This window comes from Arenibacter hampyeongensis, from assembly GCF_002909255.1.
In the GTDB taxonomy this organism is placed as follows: domain Bacteria; phylum Bacteroidota; class Bacteroidia; order Flavobacteriales; family Flavobacteriaceae; genus Arenibacter; species Arenibacter hampyeongensis.
This window is the reverse complement of record NZ_PIOB01000001.1, coordinates 447,616-467,195: the sequence shown is the minus strand read 5'-3', so window position 1 is coordinate 467,195 and position 19,580 is coordinate 447,616. Positions and strand designations below refer to the sequence as shown.

Sequence of the window (19,580 nt, the reverse complement as noted above, 5' to 3'; positions counted from 1 at the left end):
GGGAGAAAAAGTACTTTTGTGGATTTGGTCTTTTAAAACACTGAGCATTATATGTTGTTTAATGACACTAAGCCTTTGTTCCTACGGACAACAAAAATCATTACTGGCTATTAGTGATGGTTCCAATTTTAAGTCAAAGACCTATTTTCCAAAATTTAGTTGGGAAACAACACCTATGTACTATCATTTTGGTGATATTGACCGGGTTTTGTTACCGGAAGAGGTTAAATTTATTGCAGAAAGAACAGATTTTATATGCATAGAAAAATCACATGCATTCAACATGCTTGGTGACGCTGTCCTTGGAACAAAGCACGAAGTGGAAGCATTTCATAAAATAAAACCTGATTCTAAAATATTATTCTATTACAATTCGTACGTTGCATGGCCCTTCACCCAATTCAATAAAGAACTTACCCCTGAGGGCATTGCCCAGAACAAAGAATTGGCCAAATTTTTGGCCGTTGATCCAAAGACCGGAAAACTCTTGGAAAAAACGAATGGACCGACATTTTCATACTATTTTGATGCTTTAAATCCTGAATTTCGTAAATGGTGGGTGGCATCTGCCGTTGAAGGGGTTAAAATTTCAGGTGCCGATGGAATTTTTATCGATCGTATGAATGTGGACGAAAATGCAAATTACCCTATGGATGATTTAACCGAATTAGCCAAGGCCAAAGGAGAAATGATGGCCACATTGAAAGAACAAATGGGTCCCGATAAAATATTGGTCGGTAACAATGCGGCCACTACTAACGATGTTTTTCCTCACTGTGATGCTTTTATGTTCGAGCATTATAATGCTACAGTTACCAATAAGGAAAATCTACTCAAAGAATGGGGAGATATGGTCCGGATTGCCAAGGCTGGAAAAATATCAATTTATCGTTTCGGTGCTAAAGGAAAAGGGCGAAACGATATCACAATGGGAGCTACGGAAACAGTTGGCATAGAACAAAGGTCTAAGGAACAATTGGAATATTACCATGCTTGTTTCCTTATTGGGGCACAGCCTTATTCGTATTTTCAATGGAATTGGGGTTGGAATTTAGAGGATGGAAACCTAATAGACTATCCTGCCTTACAAAAGCCACTGGGAAGCCCAAAAGGAGCCTATAAACGAGAAAAACCTGATGGATGGATTTTTACACGTGAATTTGAGCATGCAAGTATTTGGGTCAATACCGAAATAAAGAAGGCCAAAATTACGTGGCATTAGGAAACCTTTCTGGGAACTATTGTTAGAACAAATTGTAGCCATAATGTTCCACATAGTTTGTGGAATATAAAATCTAATTAGAACAATAGGTCTCATTGGGATATTGGACACAAATAATTCCAAAATGCTTAAAACCTAAAACCGATAACTATAAAAATTTATGAAACAAGCAATCCTAACATTTATGTTGATTATGTTGTTCTTGGAGGCCTATCCCCAAATGGTAAAGGATGTGGTGATTAACGATACCCTAATCGTGAAAGCAAAATTGCTCCATAAAGATAATTTCAAAAACGGACTTGATAGTTGGAAGGTGGAGCAGATGCCAGGTGGTATCGTTGCCAATACCGATGGAAAACTGGAAATTACAGATGTGGCAGGTTGTACCATTTGGTTCAAAAAACAATTGGAAGGCCCTATTATGATCCAATATGATGCCTATGTAATAGACCAAGGGGGATCTCAAGACCGCGTTTCCGATCTTAATTGTTTTTGGATGGCCAAAGACCTCGAAAACCTAAATAACATCTTTGCCAATTCAGAAAAGCGCGGAGGAAAATTTAGCAATTATGACAGCCTAAGACTTTATTATATGGGGGTTGGTGGACATGACAATACAAAAACCCGGTTCAGACGCTATATGGGAACCGGGGATAGGCCCCTATTGCCAGAGCATGATCTTTCGGAACCAAAATTTCTTATCCAGTCCAATCAAATTACACAAATAAAAATCATCGCTTATAAAGGCATCATTCAGTACTATAGGGATGGGAATCTGATCATAGACTTTTATGACCATTCTCCATACACAAGCGGATACTTTGGTTTTAGAACAGTAAACAACCATATGACCATAGATAATTTTCAAGTTTTTAGGTTGGCAGCCGCAGAATAGGACCTGTTCCCAGAAAAATATCGCAGCGAAAAATCCTAGGTGTAAATTCAGCCCATCACCTTATAAAAATGTCTTGTTTTCTTCAGTGGTAGATAATCCTCATCTATTCCCCAACATTAAGGGCTGTTCTTGCATTTGAAAAACTATTTTCAGGCGCCAATTTAGGTAGGGTCTCTTGAAAGGCCTGGAGTTTTTTCATTAATTCCTTGAGCTTTTCAGGATTTTCAGTGGACACATCCTTCTTCTCCGCCCAATCCAAACCAATATTATATAGTTCGGCCCTTCCTAAATTATTATTCGTCAATAACTTCCAGTTGCCTTCTTGTACAGCGGCACTGGGCCAAAAACCAGGTCGATCATTGGAAAAACGCCAATCCCAAAAGATGGACTTTTGTCGGTTAAAAGCGTTTCCCATAATAGCAGATACAATACTTACTCCATCAGCTTGGTAATTCTCGGGATATTTTGCGCCTGCCAGATCCAAAAATGTTGGTAGCAGATCTACCGTAGCCAATTCGGTAGTTTTATCTATCCTACCAACTGGCACTACACTCGGCCAGCGCACCAAAAACGGTATACGCACACCGCCTGCGAAAAGGGAACGCTTGCGCCCTTTTAGTCCGCCAGTTTCCCCTACCGAATAATAGGTTCCCAAACCTGGGCCAGTAGAATTGTCCTCCGTTATTTTATTTTTACCTGTTATTTCGGGCCCATTGTCAGAGGAGAAGACAACCAGTGTATTCTCATCGATTCCCAAAGTTTTTAGAATGGCAAACAATTCTCCTATGCGGGCATCATATTCCGCTACAACGGCGGCATAGACTTGTTCCTGTTCTCCTAAATGTGCAAATTGTTGCATGTACTCCTCCTTGGGGTAATGCGGAGTATGCGTTGCATGTATCCAAGCATTTACAAAAAATGGTTTATCCTTATTGCGTTTCACAAAATCAATAGTTTTATACAAGGTAGAATCCGCCTGCATTTGATGTAAATTGCTCGGTAAATTAAATGCACCGTACTCATCGTATCCATATTCCAATGGAGAAGGTGCATCTTCAACATGGGTGTTGGACAAATGCCATTTACCAAAATGAGCTGTGGTGTAACCCGCTTTCTTTAACATTTTGGGAAGTAAAGGCGCTTGGGGGTTTAACCAATCCGGCATATCTCTATCAATATGTGATTCAACTGAAGCAAAATGCCCATGCACACTTTGTCGTGCAGGGTATTGACCTGTCATTACAGCCACCCGGCTAGGTGAGCAAACAGGATTAACAACGGAGAAGTTTTGAAAATCGATACCTTCTGCTGCCATTTTATCCAGGTGTGGTGTTTTGCAAAAGCTACTTCCGTGAATTCCCAAATCGCCATATCCCCAATCATCCGCGAAAATGAATATGATATTCGGTCGGGTTTCTTCCTTGGAAATTGATTCTTTTTTAGCTTCTTGCTTGCCAGCACATGATAGGATCAGTAGGGAGCTAAAGGACAAGATTATAGTTCTTATTTTCATTTCTTAATTTTTATTTTTAAGCATGGGTTATAAATATGAAAAAGGAAATTGGGCTTTGGGCAAACCTAAGGGTTACCCTTATAATACGATTTCTCAGTTCGCCCTTTCTTTTTCTCATTTCTATCAATATGGCGGGAATTGAATTATCGCAACATTTCGTTTAGATCAGACCTACGATTTGATCCAATTGGGCAACACCCAATTCTCTTTTACATAAGCCTGGGGTGTACCGGCAGTTGTTCTTCCGTCCTTTATGATATTGATTATTTTTTTGGTCAGCTTTTTAACCTGATCAGGGTGCTCAAAATAGAGGTTGGTGGTTTCTCCCGGGTCTTCCTCCATATTATAAAGTTCAAATACCGCTTCCCCTTCTTTGGGTTGAATAAATCTAGGTTCCAAGGAACCCCCTGAACCACGCAGCATGTTCAATTTCCATTTTCCATCGCGTATGGCAAAGGCACCCGTTACGGAATGATGGATTACCGGCCCTCTTATTTTTTCATTGTAAGTCTCCCCTTTTAATATCGGCAACAGGCTATAACTATCTTCACCCGCATTATCGGGCAGCTTTACTCCAATGATATCAGCAATAGTCGCCAGATAATCTGTCTGGCACACTGGGACATCCGATTTTACACCGGCCTTGATCAGTGCCGGCCAACGCATTAGGAAAGGTACGCGATGACCGCCTTCATAAATGTCGCGTTTGCCACCCTTAAAATTCAAACTACTATAATGATCATGGTCATCCCGTTGAATAACGTAATTGGTTTCCGCACCATTATCCGAAGAAAAAATCACCAAAGTATTGTCTTCAATACCGTTGGCTTTCAAGGCATCCAGTACCTGTCCAACCCTATAATCCGTTTCTTCCATAAAATCGCCATAATTGCCACAGTTACTACGACCTTGAAAATCGGGGTGGGTACTATGTGGTAAATGTGGACTGGTCAATGGCAGATATAAAAAGAAGGGCTTGCCATTTTTTGCCTCCTTGGACGATTCATCAATATACTGCACTGCTCTATTTGCCAGAGTTTCAAGTACCAACTCATCATTAAACGATGGTGCTGCCTCTATCCAGCCTTTACCTCCCTCTTTTTCATATGGGGGCATCATTCTGTAGGCTGCCGGGTTTATCCGGTTTCCGTAAGACCTTGGCTTATCATCATCTTTCTTTTTAGTCCATAAGACCGGGGGATCCAAAACCCTATCATTTTCCAAATAGGTAAGAATGCCGTAGTTCATGGATGCGGGAATCCCGAAAAAAAAGTCGAACCCCTTTTCAATAGGACCATCGGTAAAGGGTTTGGACCAGTCGCGATCCTTGCCCAAACTTCCCTGGAATTCCATCTGTAGATGCCATTTCCCTACCATAGCAGTACTATAGCCATTATCCCTCAGCAAGGAGGCAATGGTCATCCTATCCTTTTCTATCAAACAGGGGCCATCCGCACCAAGAACCCCTTTTTTTAAAGATGTCCTCCAGCTGTACCGCCCTGTTAATAAGGAGTATCTGGAGGGGGTGCACACAGCATCACTACTATGACCGTCTAAAAAAATTATACCCTCATTGGCCAACTTGTCCATGTTTGGGGTCCTAAATTTAGCCTCAGGATTTATAGCTCCCACATCGCCACAACCTTGGTCATCGGTATAAATGATGATTATATTTGGTTTCTGTACATTTTGAGCCCCAGTCGTTACCGAAAATAATAACAATAAAACTTTAAGAATCTGTTTGGATAAATGCATAAACGCTTTTAAATTAATTTATATAAAATCTATTTCTGACGGATACCCTTACTAACTTTGAGCAATGATCTCCTAGACTCTGGCGATAATGAACCGTACTTTCTATAAATCGTGTTTTCCAAATAAAGTCAAAATTCCATAAAATTTATTCATCTTTAGGAATTTCATTATCAGTTCTAAAGGGATATGCAGGCAAGTCCGCGCCATTGACCAAGTTTACATCCGGTTTTCCGGCAAAGGCATAGCGAACATAAATAGGCTTCATTATTTTATCATTCGACAGTACTACCGTTTCTCCCTCCAATTTTGAATCCGCAACTTGCCATTGCAATGACTCATCTGCAATCCAGAATCCTAAAGGTGCTTTTCCATCGATAGTTTTTAAACCATGCGCATTATTAAAATGAACTACAAGTGTATTATTTTGTGCCTTTACTTCTTCTAGTATAGGGCCTATAGCAACCACATCCTTATTAAGGGTTTGTTTTTCTGCAAGCAGTGCCAATCTAATGCCAATGGGAAGTTTATCCTTGGGATGAATATTCTTTTCATCACCTAGATCTATGGTGTTGACAACACTGGTATGGGGAAGGTCCAATACTTTTAATTGCGATTCACGCATCCATGCCCAAGATAAGGCGGTAGGACTTTTAGGGTCTATATCCGGATTGTTGTTAGTGCCTTTGCCATACCCCGGAAGCATTACTACGGAGAAATGCATTTTATTGTTTTTCCATTCTTTTCTGCACCGCTTGATCCATGATTTAAGAACATCTCCATATTCATTCATTCCTATGACCCTATGGTACCAGTTGTCCTCCGTTACTTCCGGTACCCCGGAAAAGTAGCGCGTATTGCGTTCCCCTTGGTACCAAACCAAGCCACTACAAGCATAAGGAGCCAAAGGCTTCATCATGGCATTATAAAGAATATTGGGTTGCCTGCGCATAAAAATATCCTCTTGGATAGACCAACCTTGAGAGGAAGAAATCGAGGTGTTTATTCTATTCCTAGTTAAGGTATCGGCATCAAAATCGTCCATTATATCTTTGAAATAGGGAAACTCTTCTGCCATATCACGTGGCATCCAAGCTTCAAGGGAAGAACTTCCCCAAGAGGCATGTATTATTCCAATAGGAATGTCTTCGGACTTCTCAAGGAAGTATGCAAAACCAAATGCCACCGCACTGCTCGGGGGAACATCTTCCCATTTTCCGATGACATTGTCCACTTCTTTAAAGGAAACCGTTCTCTTCACCTCAAAACTTCTAATATTTTTTGAAGAAGCCAACAGTGCTTTTGTTTCAGGGACATTGTCTACCGAAAATTGCATGTTGGACTGTCCTGAACATATCCAAACATCACCAACTACCACATTGGACAAGACTATTTCCGTTTTTCCGCCAATAGTCATTTCACGAGGAATTTTTGAAGCTTTTAAGGGAGCCAATTCAACCATCCACCTACCATCTTTCCCTGCTTTTGTTGTGGAGGTCTGATCGGCAAATTTTACCGTTATCCTTTCCTTCGGCGCTGCAACTCCCCATACGGGAACCTCAGTGCCACGTTGCAATACCATATTATTGCAGAATAAACTGGACGGCTTTAATTCTTGGGAATATGCAATTGAACTATTGAGTAATAGAAAAACAAGTTGTACTAAAATGTATGGCTTTTTAGTCATTCCTCTAAATTATTGGTTTTATTCCATACTTCCCTCAGGAGTCAATCTTATTTCATTGAGGCCAACAACCCTGTTACCAAATACAAAGAACAGCTCAATCCTTTTTTTGGGCAAAAAGCCATTCCAGCAATCCAGGAGTTTTATAAACCTGATTCCAAATGTCGTGGCCCGCAGAATATTCAGTATACTTTGGACTTCCGCCAAAAGTCCTAACGGCCTTGATCACGTCCCTTGTTAAATTTACAGGAACACTTTTGTCATTTTTACCATGAAAGGCCCAAATGGGAACGTTGATCATATTATTGGCCATACCCGAATCACCTCCCCCGCATATGGGTATGGCTGCTGCAAACTTCTCCGGTCGGGACCCAATAAAATACCATGTGCCATAACCTCCAAGTGATATTCCCATTACATAGCGCCGCTTTTCATCTATATTAAACTCCTCCTCCAAGGTATCCATGGCTTCAAAAATCAAGGAAGAAATACCCTCATGATCGGGAAGTGCCCTAAAACTAGAGTACATAGGACATTGAGGTACTATAATAAAAGTCGGATATTTTTCCCGGTTTTCATCGGTCGATAATAACTTGGACGGATCAGCCGCGTCCAATTGAATCAGATTGTCATTCCCCATTCCTCCCCCATGGTGTAGGTCAACTACTATGGGGTACTCTTTGTTGCCATTATAATCTTTAGGTTTTAATAAACGATATCTAAGGGTATCATTTTGCCTGTTCACGTAAATTCTGGCCTCAAAAAGTTCCGCCATTTTCAGAGATCTTGCCGCTTTTCCCTTTTGCCATGCATACCCTTTGATTCCTTGATTCAAAACCAAAAAAATAGCGATTGCCGAAATTACCCCAAGCCCGTTACTTGTTCCGGTCAATAATTTGGAAGGAATAGGCATGTCCTTTGTGTCCAGGGATTTCAACTCAACTTTGAAATTCAGGCTATAGAAAATAAGTGTTGCGCTTCCTACCAACGATATCCAGGGTATGGCCATTTCAATGCCACCGAGAATGGTAATATTCTTGGTGTTCATGGCCCAGAGATACAGCCCAATTAAAATCCCCTGCACTAAAAATCCGCTGATTCCTGCCCAATATAACCAAAGTCTTTGCTTCGTCCTAGAGGTAAAAAGGCATGCCGAATATATAGAACCAACAAATAGCACCATTACATACGCCCCAGCAACCATATTTTGCAAAAACCTATTGGTCAATGCCAGATAAAAAAATAGGCTATACCCCAAAGTGGCAACAAGGGAAATCATAATGGCCAATAAGGCAAACTTGAAATTTTTTATATGATAATACCAGATTAACACCAAATGAAGCGCAACTGCGCTTATCATTACCAAGATGAACCAAGGAACAAAATGATCGTTAAAATAGAAGAACGAGGGTCCCAAAAGGGAGCTAACGACAATGTGGACTATGGAAAGGACAATATTGAGCCCAATAATGAAGATGGCAAATTGATAAAGATTACTATGGTCTAAATTAGTCTTCATATATGGTAAGTATTTATATGTTTAAACTTAAAATGCCAAACTATGACCATCTGGATAAAATCATCCACTTCCCTCCCCATAGGGGTTGTAGCATTAATTATACTCCTTGATCATTCTAAATCACGGACTTACTAATATTTAAATATAGGGAAATTGGGAAAAGGATTTTGTTTCACTTTTTTCATCCAGACTACTTATTCTAAAACCGCTGGACGCAGTACCCTTTTGACTGTTTAATTAATGCGGGTCGGACGATATCCCCCTAAAAAATTCCATCCTTTAATAAATAATTTATACAAGCGTGAAGAAATGTAAAATAAACGTGATTGGCGAAACCCTCCTTAAATTTAAAAACCCTCCGATTTCTGGGAAGCCGTATTTTTGTAGATTCGGTTCCACCTGTCTTACCTCCTTGGTCGACATGGACTTCTCGACCAGGTTTTGCTCCACAAAAAAAGTCCTAGCTTTCACTAGGACTTTTTGTTACCACGTTGTGGTCCCACCTGGGCTCGAACCAGGGACCACCTGATTATGAGTCAGTCCAAATATGGTCTCATATAACTTAATATGGCTTTAAATGCCCATTTTACGGGTATTTTTAGTATCTTCAATATCAAATTAAACCATCATAAATCAAAAAAAGCACGCCGAAAGCACGCCGAAAAAAACACTCACTTTTTATGGCCACTATTAAGATAGCCCTTGATAAACGGGCAGACCACACTACCAAAGATAATAAACACCCGTTGGTTTTACGCATAGGGCACGCCGGAAAAACACGAGATATTCCATTCAATTTACACTTAAAAGAAAATCAATACAATTTTAACACTGGAAAAATAACAGGTATATTGAATGCCGTGCGCCATACCAAGCGAACCCATAAAATCTATTCGGATGTGGATTTATGGGTCCATGAAAACCAGGGCGAAATCAAGAAATGGGAAATGGATCGTTTGAAATCAGAAATTGAAGAACGCTTTTTTAAAATTTCACCGTCCCGAACCATCTTAAACCATGGAGGGAAATATCTTTCTCGCTTGCGCCTGGAACAACGCTTTTCCACCGCCAGTTCTTACGAAGATGCATTAAAGTCCCTGATTAAATTTAGGAGACATTTAAAAGGTATGACGGACACTAAAATAAAAACTCTTTATGAAATCAAAGAAGACAAATTGGTGCCTCTTGATGAATTCAAGGATTTGGACATGGAAATCAAGGCCATAGACTATGGTTTTGCGAAGGACTTTAAAGCCTATTTAAGTAACCGCTATAAATCAAAAAATACGCCGGCAATATTCCTAAGAAGTTTACAAGCTATTATGAACGATGCAAGTAAGACTTTTGAGGATCTAAGAAGCCATAAGCCATTATCGAACATCAAAAAGAAGAGCCATGCGAATGCTCCTGCCCCACTTGATTTGGAAGATATTCATAAAATTAGAATGTTGGAATTAGAGCCTAGAACCCCGATTTGGGACAATCGAAATTATCTATTGTTCATGTTCAATAATATGGGAATGAATTTTTTTGATATGGCAATATTAAAACGTTTCCAGTTTGAGGATAATCGAATCAAGTATTTTCGAAAAAAAACTCATTATGAAGGGGATTATTTTAGCGTACTGCAAAGTGATGAATCATTAAAAATTATAAATCATTATTTAAACGGTCAAAAAGATAACGAATACCTATTTCCTATCATACCTGAAAATACTTCACCTGAACGCTTGCATAAAGTAAACAAAGCAAAAGCAAAAATTTTTAATGAGTATGCGGCGAGAATTGCCACTTTGTTGGGAATAGAAAAAAAGATTACTACGTACACTCTTCGAGACACATGGACCAATATTGGCCTTGATATGGGTATAGATATTCGAAAAATATCATCTGGATTAGGTCATTCGAGTGTCCAAGTAACTGAAAAACACTACGGCAAAAGCGTTACAGCAAAAATACTAGATGAAATTAATGCTAAAATTACAAAAGTGCAGAGTTCGTAAATAATAATCGGATAGTTCCTTTTTGAATGAAGCCAGTTGGTTATTCCTTTCCTACATTGCCAATCATCAAAGGCTATTCTTAAACAAATCTATATAATCCTTAAAGACATATAGCCTATCTCTTTGAGAACCTGTTATTTCATGTAGAATTTCCAATTGCACCATTGATGTTATTAGTTTATAGGCGGAAACATTCGATTTTTCAATTATACTTTCAATCCTATTCACATCGATGACGGGCCTTATATAAAGGCTCTCGATAACTTTTCGAGCATCAACGCTCCTATTTCCCAATGTCTTTAATTTAACCTCTAAGGCCTTTTGTAATTGCATAATGCTATCGAACGTCGTTACACCTGATTTAGCAGTTTCCACAACTCCGGTAAGGAAAAACTTAAACCATTGAGAAAGGTCATTATGTGTCCTTACCCTCATCAAATTATCGTAATAAAAGGTTCTGTTCTTCTCAAAAAAGTCAGATAGGTACAATATAGGCTGTTTTAGAATTCCTTTACTTACAAGATATAACGTTATTAATAACCTTCCGACCCTTCCGTTACCGTCTAAAAAAGGATGTATAGTTTCAAATTGATAATGTATTAAAGCAATTTTTAATAGGTCCGGAAGGTGGTTCAACTCATCATTGGCAAATTTTTCGATGTCCGACATTAGGTCGTTTATTGAAGTATGTGCTGGAGGAATAAAAACAGCATCGTTTATGGTTGCTCCGCCGATCCAATTTTGGCTGGTCCGGTATTCTCCCGGCAATTTGTTCTGTCCCCTTACACCTTGTGAGAGAATGTTATGGGTCTGCCTGATAAGTCTTGACGAAAACGGTAATCTGTGGAGCATTTTTACCGCCTCGTTCATTGCCGCAATATAATTTTGTACTTCTTCCCAATCATCCCTTTTTTCTACAGAAATTTCATCTTTTTTCAAAAAGGCTTCTTCCATATTGGTTTGTGTCCCTTCTATCTTTGAAGATTGTGTTGCTTCTTTAGCAATGTGCATGCTTATGAATAAGTCGATGTTCACATACTCCGAGTACATATCCAATCGCCCCAAATGTCGGTCTGCTTTACTTAAGAGGGAAAGTACTTCCATATCGTCAACCTTCCATTCTTTATTTATATGGTTGGGTTGGAAACTTTTATAATATCCTTGATTGATCGATTTCCCTGCTTTAAATTCCTTCATTTTTTTCCTTTACTTAAATCATCCTTAATTAACAAAATTACAATTTTTCTTAAATACCAATATTCTTATTTAAGGTTTTTGTATAAAAACTTAAATAACTAGCTTCTTGTTTAAGCTTTTGGAGACACATCGACCCATAACTTAATGTCATATCTCCTTCTATTGAATATCATTAACGTTTAGATAGATACAGCCCAATGGGAAATCCAAAGTGTTTTGTCCACTTTATCCACTTTCCCCTAATCACAAACAAAAGGACCATAGAGTGTTAATTCCAATAACGAAACGAATTTTTTGAAGTCTACAACGAGATCCCCCTGCCCTTGTACATTGAATAATCCGTGAATTCATCCTTGAACCCGTTATAGACCTCTTCTTGCCCTTTGCCCCTATTGCCCAACAACGAACTTATGGCATAGACGCCTTTCCGCAATAAGCGGTTCTGTTGGATATTTGATTGTCTTTTGATCGCTTCGCCCACAATTCTACGAAGCCCGTTGTCCATGTGGTGGTGCACCATCTCTGGATATAGATTCGGATAAACCTTTTCCTCCGTTAACATAAAAGCAACCCTATGGTACATCTCCCTTTCTATTAAATGGCCCGCCCATAGGTTCTTCAGATGGTCCCTGCCGTCTTTAACAAGTCCGTTGATGATCGACTGTTGTTCATTTAATGTTTTAGACAGATCGGGAATGGAATTCAAATAAAGGCCCGTCCTTTTAGACAGCGTGCAACCTGTTCCTTTGTCCGTATAAATGGATTTGACCTCGAATCCTTTTTCCGTTCTGGTAAAATAGAACCCTTTGGCATTGAAAAATGCAATGTAATCCCTTGGGGATTTTTCATATGGGGCGTGCATCCGTTCGGCGTATTTCACATAGGAACCCAAGGCGACACTTTCATATTGCTTTTGGTATACAGGATCCATTTTTTCATAAAGCTTTGGAAAGATCATGGGCAGGAAAAAAGCGGATGCCGCCAGCTTCGGGCCGTTCTCCGAATTCTTTTCGGCCAATAGTTCCAGCACCGAATGATTCTGACTTACGAATCCTGTGGATACATATTCCTCCATGGCCTTAGAGAAAGGTAAATTTCCCAAACGGACTGGGACCGTATGCCTGTTCGAATTGGCAAAGGACAACTGGTTGTCGTGATACTTTACCCCCAAAGCCTGGAACAATAGCCGGACGCTTCCCTTTTCCATCCCGACATCGAATATGCCCTTTTCCAAGACCTTGCCGATAAGGTTGAACTTACCTTTCAAGGTTTCCATTTCCTTCTTGGTCTCCAATTGGAACAATCTATCCCTGACCGTTGTGAATTCTCGTTTAAGTATTTCCAGTATTATTTTTTTTTGATTCCCTGGTATATACCGTTCAAGGAAAATGTAGCTTTTTGAGTCTATAATAAACGGAAGGATGTCCATTAGGTTTTTGGTCATGATATCTTCCGAGAATAGTCCCTCCCGTTTCGGAGATTTAAGATGGGATGTTCGGAATGCCTCCTTTATCAGTTTTTGGATCTCTATGCCGAATTGCCTGCTATTGGTATCGATTTCCGTGGGTTCGTCGTCGTTTCCAAAAATATCCGCTTGATTCTCTATTCGGATATTTTGTCCCAGCTCCCTTTCCCTGAACACATAACCCGATCTGTCATGGATGGTATATCCCTTGACGGCATCCCCTTTTCTGTCCAGTTTGATATCGATGTCCTGATATTCTTTGAGCACTTCTGCCAGTTCGTTAGGCTGTATTGTTTTGAAAAGTCCATAGGTAGTTTCTATTTGTTTCAGCAAACGCTTGCGGTGCATCGGAAGCAGTTTCGATTTTGAATTGGCCTCGAATACCTTTTGCAGTTTCGGGCCGCTCAAGCTTCGGTGTACGGTGGAGCCGTTGATGAACCTGGTCCTATAGCCCTTTTGATTGTCCAGGCCATAGGCCACCCCTAGCCTTCCCGATATGTTTTTTGTTTGCCTTACCTGTATGTGATAGGGCTTTACCAGTTTGGCCAGTTCCCCAAAACTCCGCACTTTGTGTTTTTGCAGGATGCCATTGAGCACATCCTGTAAATAGAACTTCGTCCCTTGGGCAGGGTCCGTGCCGAACGGTAGTTCTGGCGACCTGAGGATCGGGAGCTCCCTTTGTTGTTTTGTACGTGGCGAGGGCGATAGTCCGAACTTTTTTTCAAGGTACCTTTGGGTGGCCACGTTCCTTCTGTAGCTGTTGAAGATCCCGAGGACCTTTCCATCATCGTCCACATTGGTCGTAATGATATGGACATGCTCGTGCCCGGTATCGGTGTGCCTTACCATTGCATAGGGCTGTCCGCCATAGCCCATTTGCGCCATGTATTCCCTTGATACTGCTTGGAAGGTTTTGTCATCCAGGTGTTCCCCCAGGGGAAGATTTAGGGTAATATGGACATAGCGGTTCTTGGTGGCATTGCGCTGCCCCTGAAAGTGGAGTACCCTCCCGAAGAATTTTTGCGATATGTCCTGGGAGTACATGTTCCCATAGCCGAGTATGCACATGCCCTCCTTGCCGAAGACATACTTCAGCATTCCCTGACAGCTTTCCCCATATCCTATCCTTCCTATCATCCCAATTGTTCTTGTAATGTAATTTCAATAAGTGCGCCAAGCAGTTCATTGGTCCTTCGTACCTCGTCCATCAAACCACTGTTGGGACTTCTCTGGTTCTTGAAGTGTGCCAGTTTCACCAGTTGGTTGATGTTGCTGCCTATCCTGTTGATATGGTGGGCAAGGTCAAAGGTGTTCGGGAGCTTTTCCTTTTCCTCCGATTCCCGGTCCAATACCAGCCTTCTCAGAAAGGGACTTATCACGCCCCTTTCGGAAATATCCAAGTGATAAGATTCGCAGATCCGCCTCAATTTATCATATTCGGTATCGTTGAACCGGAGCATTACATTATGGTACCGCTTCCTGTTTCCCAATCGTTTCCGGCCTCTTTTCCGTTGTTCCATTTCCTTTGATCTTTAGGCAAACACTTCGTCAGAAGTAGACAATTCTAAGTTACTTAGAATACAACTTGCTATCCTTTCCAAGGATAAATATAGTCGATGAATTTGAAATATAAAAGACTAATAATCAATAATTTAACCTTATAAATCATATGGAATCATTTGAGTTCAAATGGGTAAAGAAAGAAAATTTATCTGGTCCAATATGGTATTGAAAAAATTAAGGAATCATGGAAAAATCCTTTTTTTTTGTGGGTAGGGTGAAGAAAGATCGAGCGGCTTTTTTGCCGCTTGTTCTTTTGCACGGCTCCAAGGGTGTAGTGCAAAACTGGAACGGAAAGACTTCACAAGCGGGACTGGCGAAGGGTGTCCGGTTGGGGAGGATTGTAGTGGAAGGGTTGTGCGACTTCCGCAGGAAAGGCAAGAATATCGTTGGCAGATACTTAATTAAAGTTTCAATCTTTCCAAATAATGCTCAAAGCCTTATTTTTAAAAGGAATGCAATGTTCTTTGAATTTTTGATTGGTTCTATAATTGGGAACATAATTAAACCAATCAATAGCCCATACTTCTTGTGTTCTTTCGTGCTTTCTCCCATCATTGAAATATTCACCCATAGCAGTATCATTGGGAATTTTTAATCTCCCATGTAGTAATTGAATATATGGGAAATCCTCGCTATACCAGTACCATTTGATTCGATTATTTTCGCAATAGACAATCATCAAAGGATGATTGCCGATATCGGCAAACCTAATTGCAGTGGAAGTTAAACTTGTTTGATATTTTTTTGATAGCTCATCGAGGAAGTCAAAGCTAAATTTTCGACGAACACAGTCTTTTTTGAAACGATTTTCAGGCATTAGAAGACACGCGGAGAAATAATCAGCTTCCCATTCAGTATAAATTTCTGATTTGAAATTAGTAAATGAAGAGTGAGATGGAGCTTCGCCAGAAGCAAGAGCATTTCGATGCCCATCCAGAAAATAATGCCCAAGTTCATGGCCAAAGGTATATCTAGCTCTTGTGGTGTATGAATGTCCTAATCTCCATGTATTGATATAAATATGGAATCTATCATTAAGGTGTTCGATTAAACCATCAAAATAATCGCCATAATCATTTTGACTAAAAGAAATTCCTCTCTTTTCGGCAATTAACTCTGGGTTTACGAGATTTTTTGGGCAATAAGTTTCAGCAATAAATTCGGCAAGTTCAGAGATTTCCTTTTTTCTATAGCCTGATAAATATTTCTCTTTAGTTTTTAACATTTTTACGATCTTCTAGCATCTTCTTTTTCATCTCGGCAGAAATAGCTTTACCATGTCTTGCAGCTTGCGCTAAACCTTCATAGCTAGGGTTTTCAACTTTCCGAATAGTCCTTATGTTTTCCGTTCTACCTTTCTTCAATATCTCTAAAGGATTATCCCAATGCTTAGGTTTTATTTGCGCAATCTCTTTCATATATCGCTTCTCGAATTCTGTTACTGTTTCTGGAGTAGTTGGAAATAAATATCCCAAAGATTCCAGCAATTTTAATATGTTGTCAATTTGTGTCACCTCTTTATGGGTTTAAGTGTGGTGTTCTTCTCAAAGTATTCCCTGATTTTCTTTTCACATCTGGACTTGATTTTTCTAATATTCACGTCGCTTGTTCTATGGGTTTTGATGAGCCATGCCATGGTATTCTTTGGTGTTTTTTTACCTTCTTCATGGCAATCATATAGGGATAAAAGGATTAAACGGTCTCTTTCGGAAAACGTCAGCAAGACTTCCTGAAGAACCTTTTGATTATGGCTTAATTCTTCCATCTCACTTATTTTAATGTCTGGTGGGTCGAAAAAGGATTCATCATCGTCGATGATTAAATGATGTTCTTGTGCGCAGTATTTCTTGTTTAAAAGACCTTTTAATTCATTTTTTGCCACTACAGATAAATAACCTTTCAGTTTTTTATCTACTTCAATATCAGTTTCATCTTCCTCGATGATAAAGTCCAATGGTTTTTCGTAGATTTTTAAAAAAGTGTTTTGTACCACAATATCAATGAGGTCATTATAAAAATATGTAGCCGATTTTTTGGCTTCATAAATGACCTTGTAGAGATACTTCGAATACTCACGGTAAAAAATAGTAAATGCTTTTTGAGCTTCTTGCTCATTTTCTTCCTGGTAAGAGAATTTTAATAATATCTCTTCAAGTTCTTCTTTTTTCAAAGTGTTCATGTTTAAGTGGTTGGGTCTCGATTTTGGTTGTTTTCATAATTTTCATGTCGTTAAACTTGATAGGTTAATACTTGTTTTTAATAAGATATATAAAAAACCGTGACAAGTGTATTTCGGTCACGGTTTTTTATATATGAAATTGTAAACGATTTAAAACCCGATAATTATGGCAACTAATGGAAAATCAGGAGATAATAGAAGACATGGAGCAGTTAAGAACCGTTCTCAAGTAAAAAATCCGAAAACGAATCAGTGGGTCAAAAGAGATGGTGACACGGGACGTTTCATGGATGTAAAAACATCAAGTAACAAACCATTTAGAGGAGTGACGAAAGAAAAATAATTCAGGTCCTGAAAAAGACTTTAAAAGATTCGAAAACTGTTTTTTATTAATACTAAACCTCAAATCATGAGTACAGTAACAAACCCAAAATTCCAGATATATAGATCTGGTACAGAGTATCGCTATCGATTAAGAGCGAGAAATGGCGAGATTATCCTTCACGGAGAAGGATATACAACAAAACAAAGTTGTTTAAACGGCATTGACTCCGTCAAGCGGAACTCGCCACACGATGAGCGTTATGAGCGAAAAACCGCTGTTAATGGCCAATATTACTTTGTTTTGAAAGCTTCTAATGGAGAACCTATTGGAGTAAGTGAAACGTATACTACGACTGCGGCCCGAGAAAATGGCATTGGGGCTGTCAAAAGTACGGCGCCAACAGCACCTATTGAAGATTTATCCTAGAATGGAGGAGAGTTAACGCTCTCCTTTTTTATTTTTTAGAAAAAGTTGAAATAAAAGTGACTATTTCAAACGGCATCACCACCATTCAAAGTATGTATACCCCAGATTTTACAAGTCATTCCTATAGGTTACGGTTGAATATCAAAAAATAAAAATCCTAGTAATAAAAATTCAAGCCCACACTTTATCCTGCAATTTATCCAATACTACGATTTCACGTTATCTATCAATTGTCTAACAGTATCTTTTAAAAAATACCCCCCGGTCTGAGGCGCATCCCCTTTAAATTCAATTAGACCAGCAGTACGCAGCTGAGCAATGTATCTTTCTATTGAACTTTCGGCAAGTTTTGTCTTTTCTCTATATTCAGGAACTCTTTTACCTTCATCATCGGCTATAGCGGTTAGAAGTAGAACAAGTCTTTCTTTTACTCCGTCAGTTACTCCCTCAATTGCTCCCTCAATTGCTCCCTCAATTGCTCCCTCATTAACTCCACTAGTTCCTCCATCATCTACTCCACCGGTAGGAATGATAGTCTTAAAAGTAGCTCCTTCAATAAATTGGGGATTGTCTTTACCAGAATAAGCTTTAATATATTTGTTTACATTCAGGATACCCGAACCCAATTCATCAAACCTGCCCAATTGCATAAAGAACTTGGCGATTGACGGGTTTTTTGGAAAGGGAGAAAAATTTGTCGGTGATAATAGGCCTTCCCCATGTGGGTTGTTCGCATTTTCAGTCTCGACCCTGTCCCTATAAATAATAAAGGTGGCAGGCTGGGCATTGCTGTATTCCCTATGTACGATCATATTTACAATGATTTCCCGGAAAATGATACCCCGTAGACTTCTTCGTTGTGTTCCATCTAAAAAGAAAGGATCCGAAAGATGTTTGGCAACAAAATCCATTAACTGGTCATAGGCATCTATAAGATTGGTTGTACAGTACAACCTATCGTCAAAACGCTCAACATTATACTTCCGCACTAAGGCATCGATTTTATAGTGTGGTAAAATTTGCTGAATTGTTTCGTCTTTCCCAAACAACAATACGGCCGCCAAAGTGTACCCCACTTGCCCAGAGGCATAATCTTTCTTCCAAAGCCCTGCTTTCTGTAATAATTGTTCGTCGGAGAGCGACAACCACGGATGGTTTTGGTTATTGCCCCGAATCAAATTCCTAGCTGTTCGGAACAGATCTGTATTGAAATCGGATAGCTGCACCATAGGATAAATGGTTCCCTCGGAATAATGGTTTCTTTTTCTATTGTAGATATCGGCGATAAGTTGCGGTTCGCCTACCTTAAAGTCCCCATCGCTACTTCTGTCATAAATATGACCTGCGCTTTTGTGCATTTGAGAACTTGCTGGTACTTGTAAATGAATTACTGTTTCATCCCCAATTTCATATATCTGAGGAAAAAGAATAAAAGGAGGGTCTAACTTATTAGGGTTATTGGAGAGCGTAATTAGATTGCTTGTGAGTTCGTAAACTATATTTTTATCTACACCAGTGATAATACCTCTATCATCTACTCCCAAAATAATATCCCCACCGTCTCTATTGAGCATGGCACAAATGGACTCGAAGAGGTTTTTAGGCAGTTTTGAACGTGACTCCTTGAACTCGGATCTTATTCCCTCGCCCTTCCCTATGATATGTTTTACCCTTTCTATAAGCACTTTTAATGAGGATGTGTTGTATCACAAAACTAGGTATAATTTATTGTTGAGCCTATATTCGTTAAGCCTAAACCCAATCATAAAGTAAGATTTATAACCAAGAGTTTCTTATTAATTTTTCCCGTAATCAGAAAAAATGCCCTATTTTAGGC

General features: G+C 39.5%; 16 protein-coding genes. 5 read left to right on the top strand and 11 right to left on the bottom strand.

The window, feature by feature from the left end; translation table 11 throughout:
- The first annotated feature begins 61 nt into the window (after positions 1 to 61).
- Together CWD91_RS01890 and CWD91_RS01885 are read left to right on the top strand one after the other, a co-directional pair.
- Positions 62 to 1,222, top strand: a complete 1,161-nt coding sequence (locus CWD91_RS01890) for a putative glycoside hydrolase (RefSeq protein WP_205164587.1) — start codon at positions 62 to 64, stop codon at positions 1,220 to 1,222.
- 160 nt (positions 1,223 to 1,382) lie between these two features.
- A complete protein-coding gene (locus tag CWD91_RS01885) occupies positions 1,383 to 2,117 on the top strand; it encodes a DUF6250 domain-containing protein (protein WP_103439246.1) in 735 nt (244 codons plus the stop codon).
- 103 nt (positions 2,118 to 2,220) lie between these two features.
- Here CWD91_RS01885 and CWD91_RS01880 read toward each other — a convergent pair whose 3' ends face one another.
- The 4 genes from CWD91_RS01880 to CWD91_RS01865 form a co-directional block, all read right to left on the bottom strand.
- A complete protein-coding gene (locus tag CWD91_RS01880) occupies positions 2,221 to 3,630 on the bottom strand; it encodes a sulfatase-like hydrolase/transferase (protein WP_103439245.1) in 1,410 nt (469 codons plus the stop codon).
- Positions 3,631 to 3,801: 171 nt separating this feature from the next.
- Positions 3,802 to 5,385: a sulfatase family protein gene (locus CWD91_RS01875; RefSeq protein WP_103439244.1), complete on the bottom strand. Its 1,584-nt coding sequence runs from the start codon at positions 5,383 to 5,385 to the stop codon at positions 3,802 to 3,804.
- Between the two features lie 145 nt (positions 5,386 to 5,530).
- Positions 5,531 to 7,069, bottom strand: coding sequence for a sialate O-acetylesterase (locus CWD91_RS01870; protein WP_205164586.1), 1,539 nt, complete (start codon positions 7,067 to 7,069; stop codon positions 5,531 to 5,533).
- Between the two features lie 94 nt (positions 7,070 to 7,163).
- A complete protein-coding gene (locus CWD91_RS01865) occupies positions 7,164 to 8,585 on the bottom strand; it encodes a prolyl oligopeptidase family serine peptidase (RefSeq protein ID WP_157943697.1) in 1,422 nt (473 codons plus the stop codon).
- Between the two features lie 746 nt (positions 8,586 to 9,331).
- Between CWD91_RS01865 and CWD91_RS01860 the strand changes: the two genes are divergently transcribed.
- Positions 9,332 to 10,588 carry a tyrosine-type recombinase/integrase gene (locus CWD91_RS01860; RefSeq protein WP_192877621.1) on the top strand — a complete coding sequence of 419 codons (1,257 nt, stop codon included), beginning with the start codon at positions 9,332 to 9,334 and terminating at the stop codon, positions 10,586 to 10,588.
- Between the two features lie 66 nt (positions 10,589 to 10,654).
- Here CWD91_RS01860 and CWD91_RS01855 read toward each other — a convergent pair whose 3' ends face one another.
- The 6 genes from CWD91_RS01855 to CWD91_RS01830 all read right to left on the bottom strand — a co-directional run bounded on the left by CWD91_RS01855 (position 10,655) and on the right by CWD91_RS01830 (position 16,992).
- Positions 10,655 to 11,785: a Fic family protein gene (locus CWD91_RS01855; RefSeq protein WP_103439241.1), complete on the bottom strand. Its 1,131-nt coding sequence runs from the start codon at positions 11,783 to 11,785 to the stop codon at positions 10,655 to 10,657.
- Between the two features lie 301 nt (positions 11,786 to 12,086).
- The gene (locus CWD91_RS01850) at positions 12,087 to 14,387 is read right to left on the bottom strand and encodes a relaxase/mobilization nuclease domain-containing protein (RefSeq protein WP_103439240.1); all 2,301 of its coding nucleotides are present in this window, start codon (positions 14,385 to 14,387) and stop codon (positions 12,087 to 12,089) included.
- Positions 14,384 to 14,770, bottom strand: a complete 387-nt coding sequence (locus CWD91_RS01845) for a plasmid mobilization protein (protein ID WP_157943696.1) — start codon at positions 14,768 to 14,770, stop codon at positions 14,384 to 14,386. The genes CWD91_RS01850 and CWD91_RS01845 overlap by 4 nt, the downstream gene beginning before the upstream one ends.
- 452 nt (positions 14,771 to 15,222) lie before the next feature.
- A complete protein-coding gene (locus tag CWD91_RS01840) occupies positions 15,223 to 16,038 on the bottom strand; it encodes an ImmA/IrrE family metallo-endopeptidase (protein WP_103439238.1) in 816 nt (271 codons plus the stop codon).
- Positions 16,025 to 16,327 carry a hypothetical protein gene (locus CWD91_RS01835; protein WP_103439237.1) on the bottom strand — a complete coding sequence of 101 codons (303 nt, stop codon included), beginning with the start codon at positions 16,325 to 16,327 and terminating at the stop codon, positions 16,025 to 16,027. The genes CWD91_RS01840 and CWD91_RS01835 overlap by 14 nt, the downstream gene beginning before the upstream one ends.
- Positions 16,324 to 16,992 carry a sigma-70 family RNA polymerase sigma factor gene (locus tag CWD91_RS01830; RefSeq protein ID WP_103439236.1) on the bottom strand — a complete coding sequence of 223 codons (669 nt, stop codon included), beginning with the start codon at positions 16,990 to 16,992 and terminating at the stop codon, positions 16,324 to 16,326. Before CWD91_RS01830 ends, CWD91_RS01835 begins: the two co-directional genes overlap by 4 nt.
- Positions 16,993 to 17,158: 166 nt before the next feature.
- Between CWD91_RS01830 and CWD91_RS22760 the strand changes: the two genes are divergently transcribed.
- Positions 17,159 to 17,335, top strand: coding sequence for a hypothetical protein (locus CWD91_RS22760; RefSeq protein ID WP_192877620.1), 177 nt, complete (start codon positions 17,159 to 17,161; stop codon positions 17,333 to 17,335).
- A 66-nt stretch (positions 17,336 to 17,401) separates the two neighbouring features.
- Positions 17,402 to 17,743, top strand: a complete 342-nt coding sequence (locus tag CWD91_RS01825) for a YegP family protein (RefSeq protein ID WP_103439235.1) — start codon at positions 17,402 to 17,404, stop codon at positions 17,741 to 17,743.
- Positions 17,744 to 17,949: 206 nt separating this feature from the next.
- Here CWD91_RS01825 and CWD91_RS01820 read toward each other — a convergent pair whose 3' ends face one another.
- On the bottom strand, positions 17,950 to 19,428 hold the full coding sequence (locus tag CWD91_RS01820; protein WP_103439234.1) for an AlbA family DNA-binding domain-containing protein: 1,479 nt from the start codon (positions 19,426 to 19,428) through the stop codon (positions 17,950 to 17,952).
- Positions 19,429 to 19,580 lie beyond the last annotated feature (152 nt).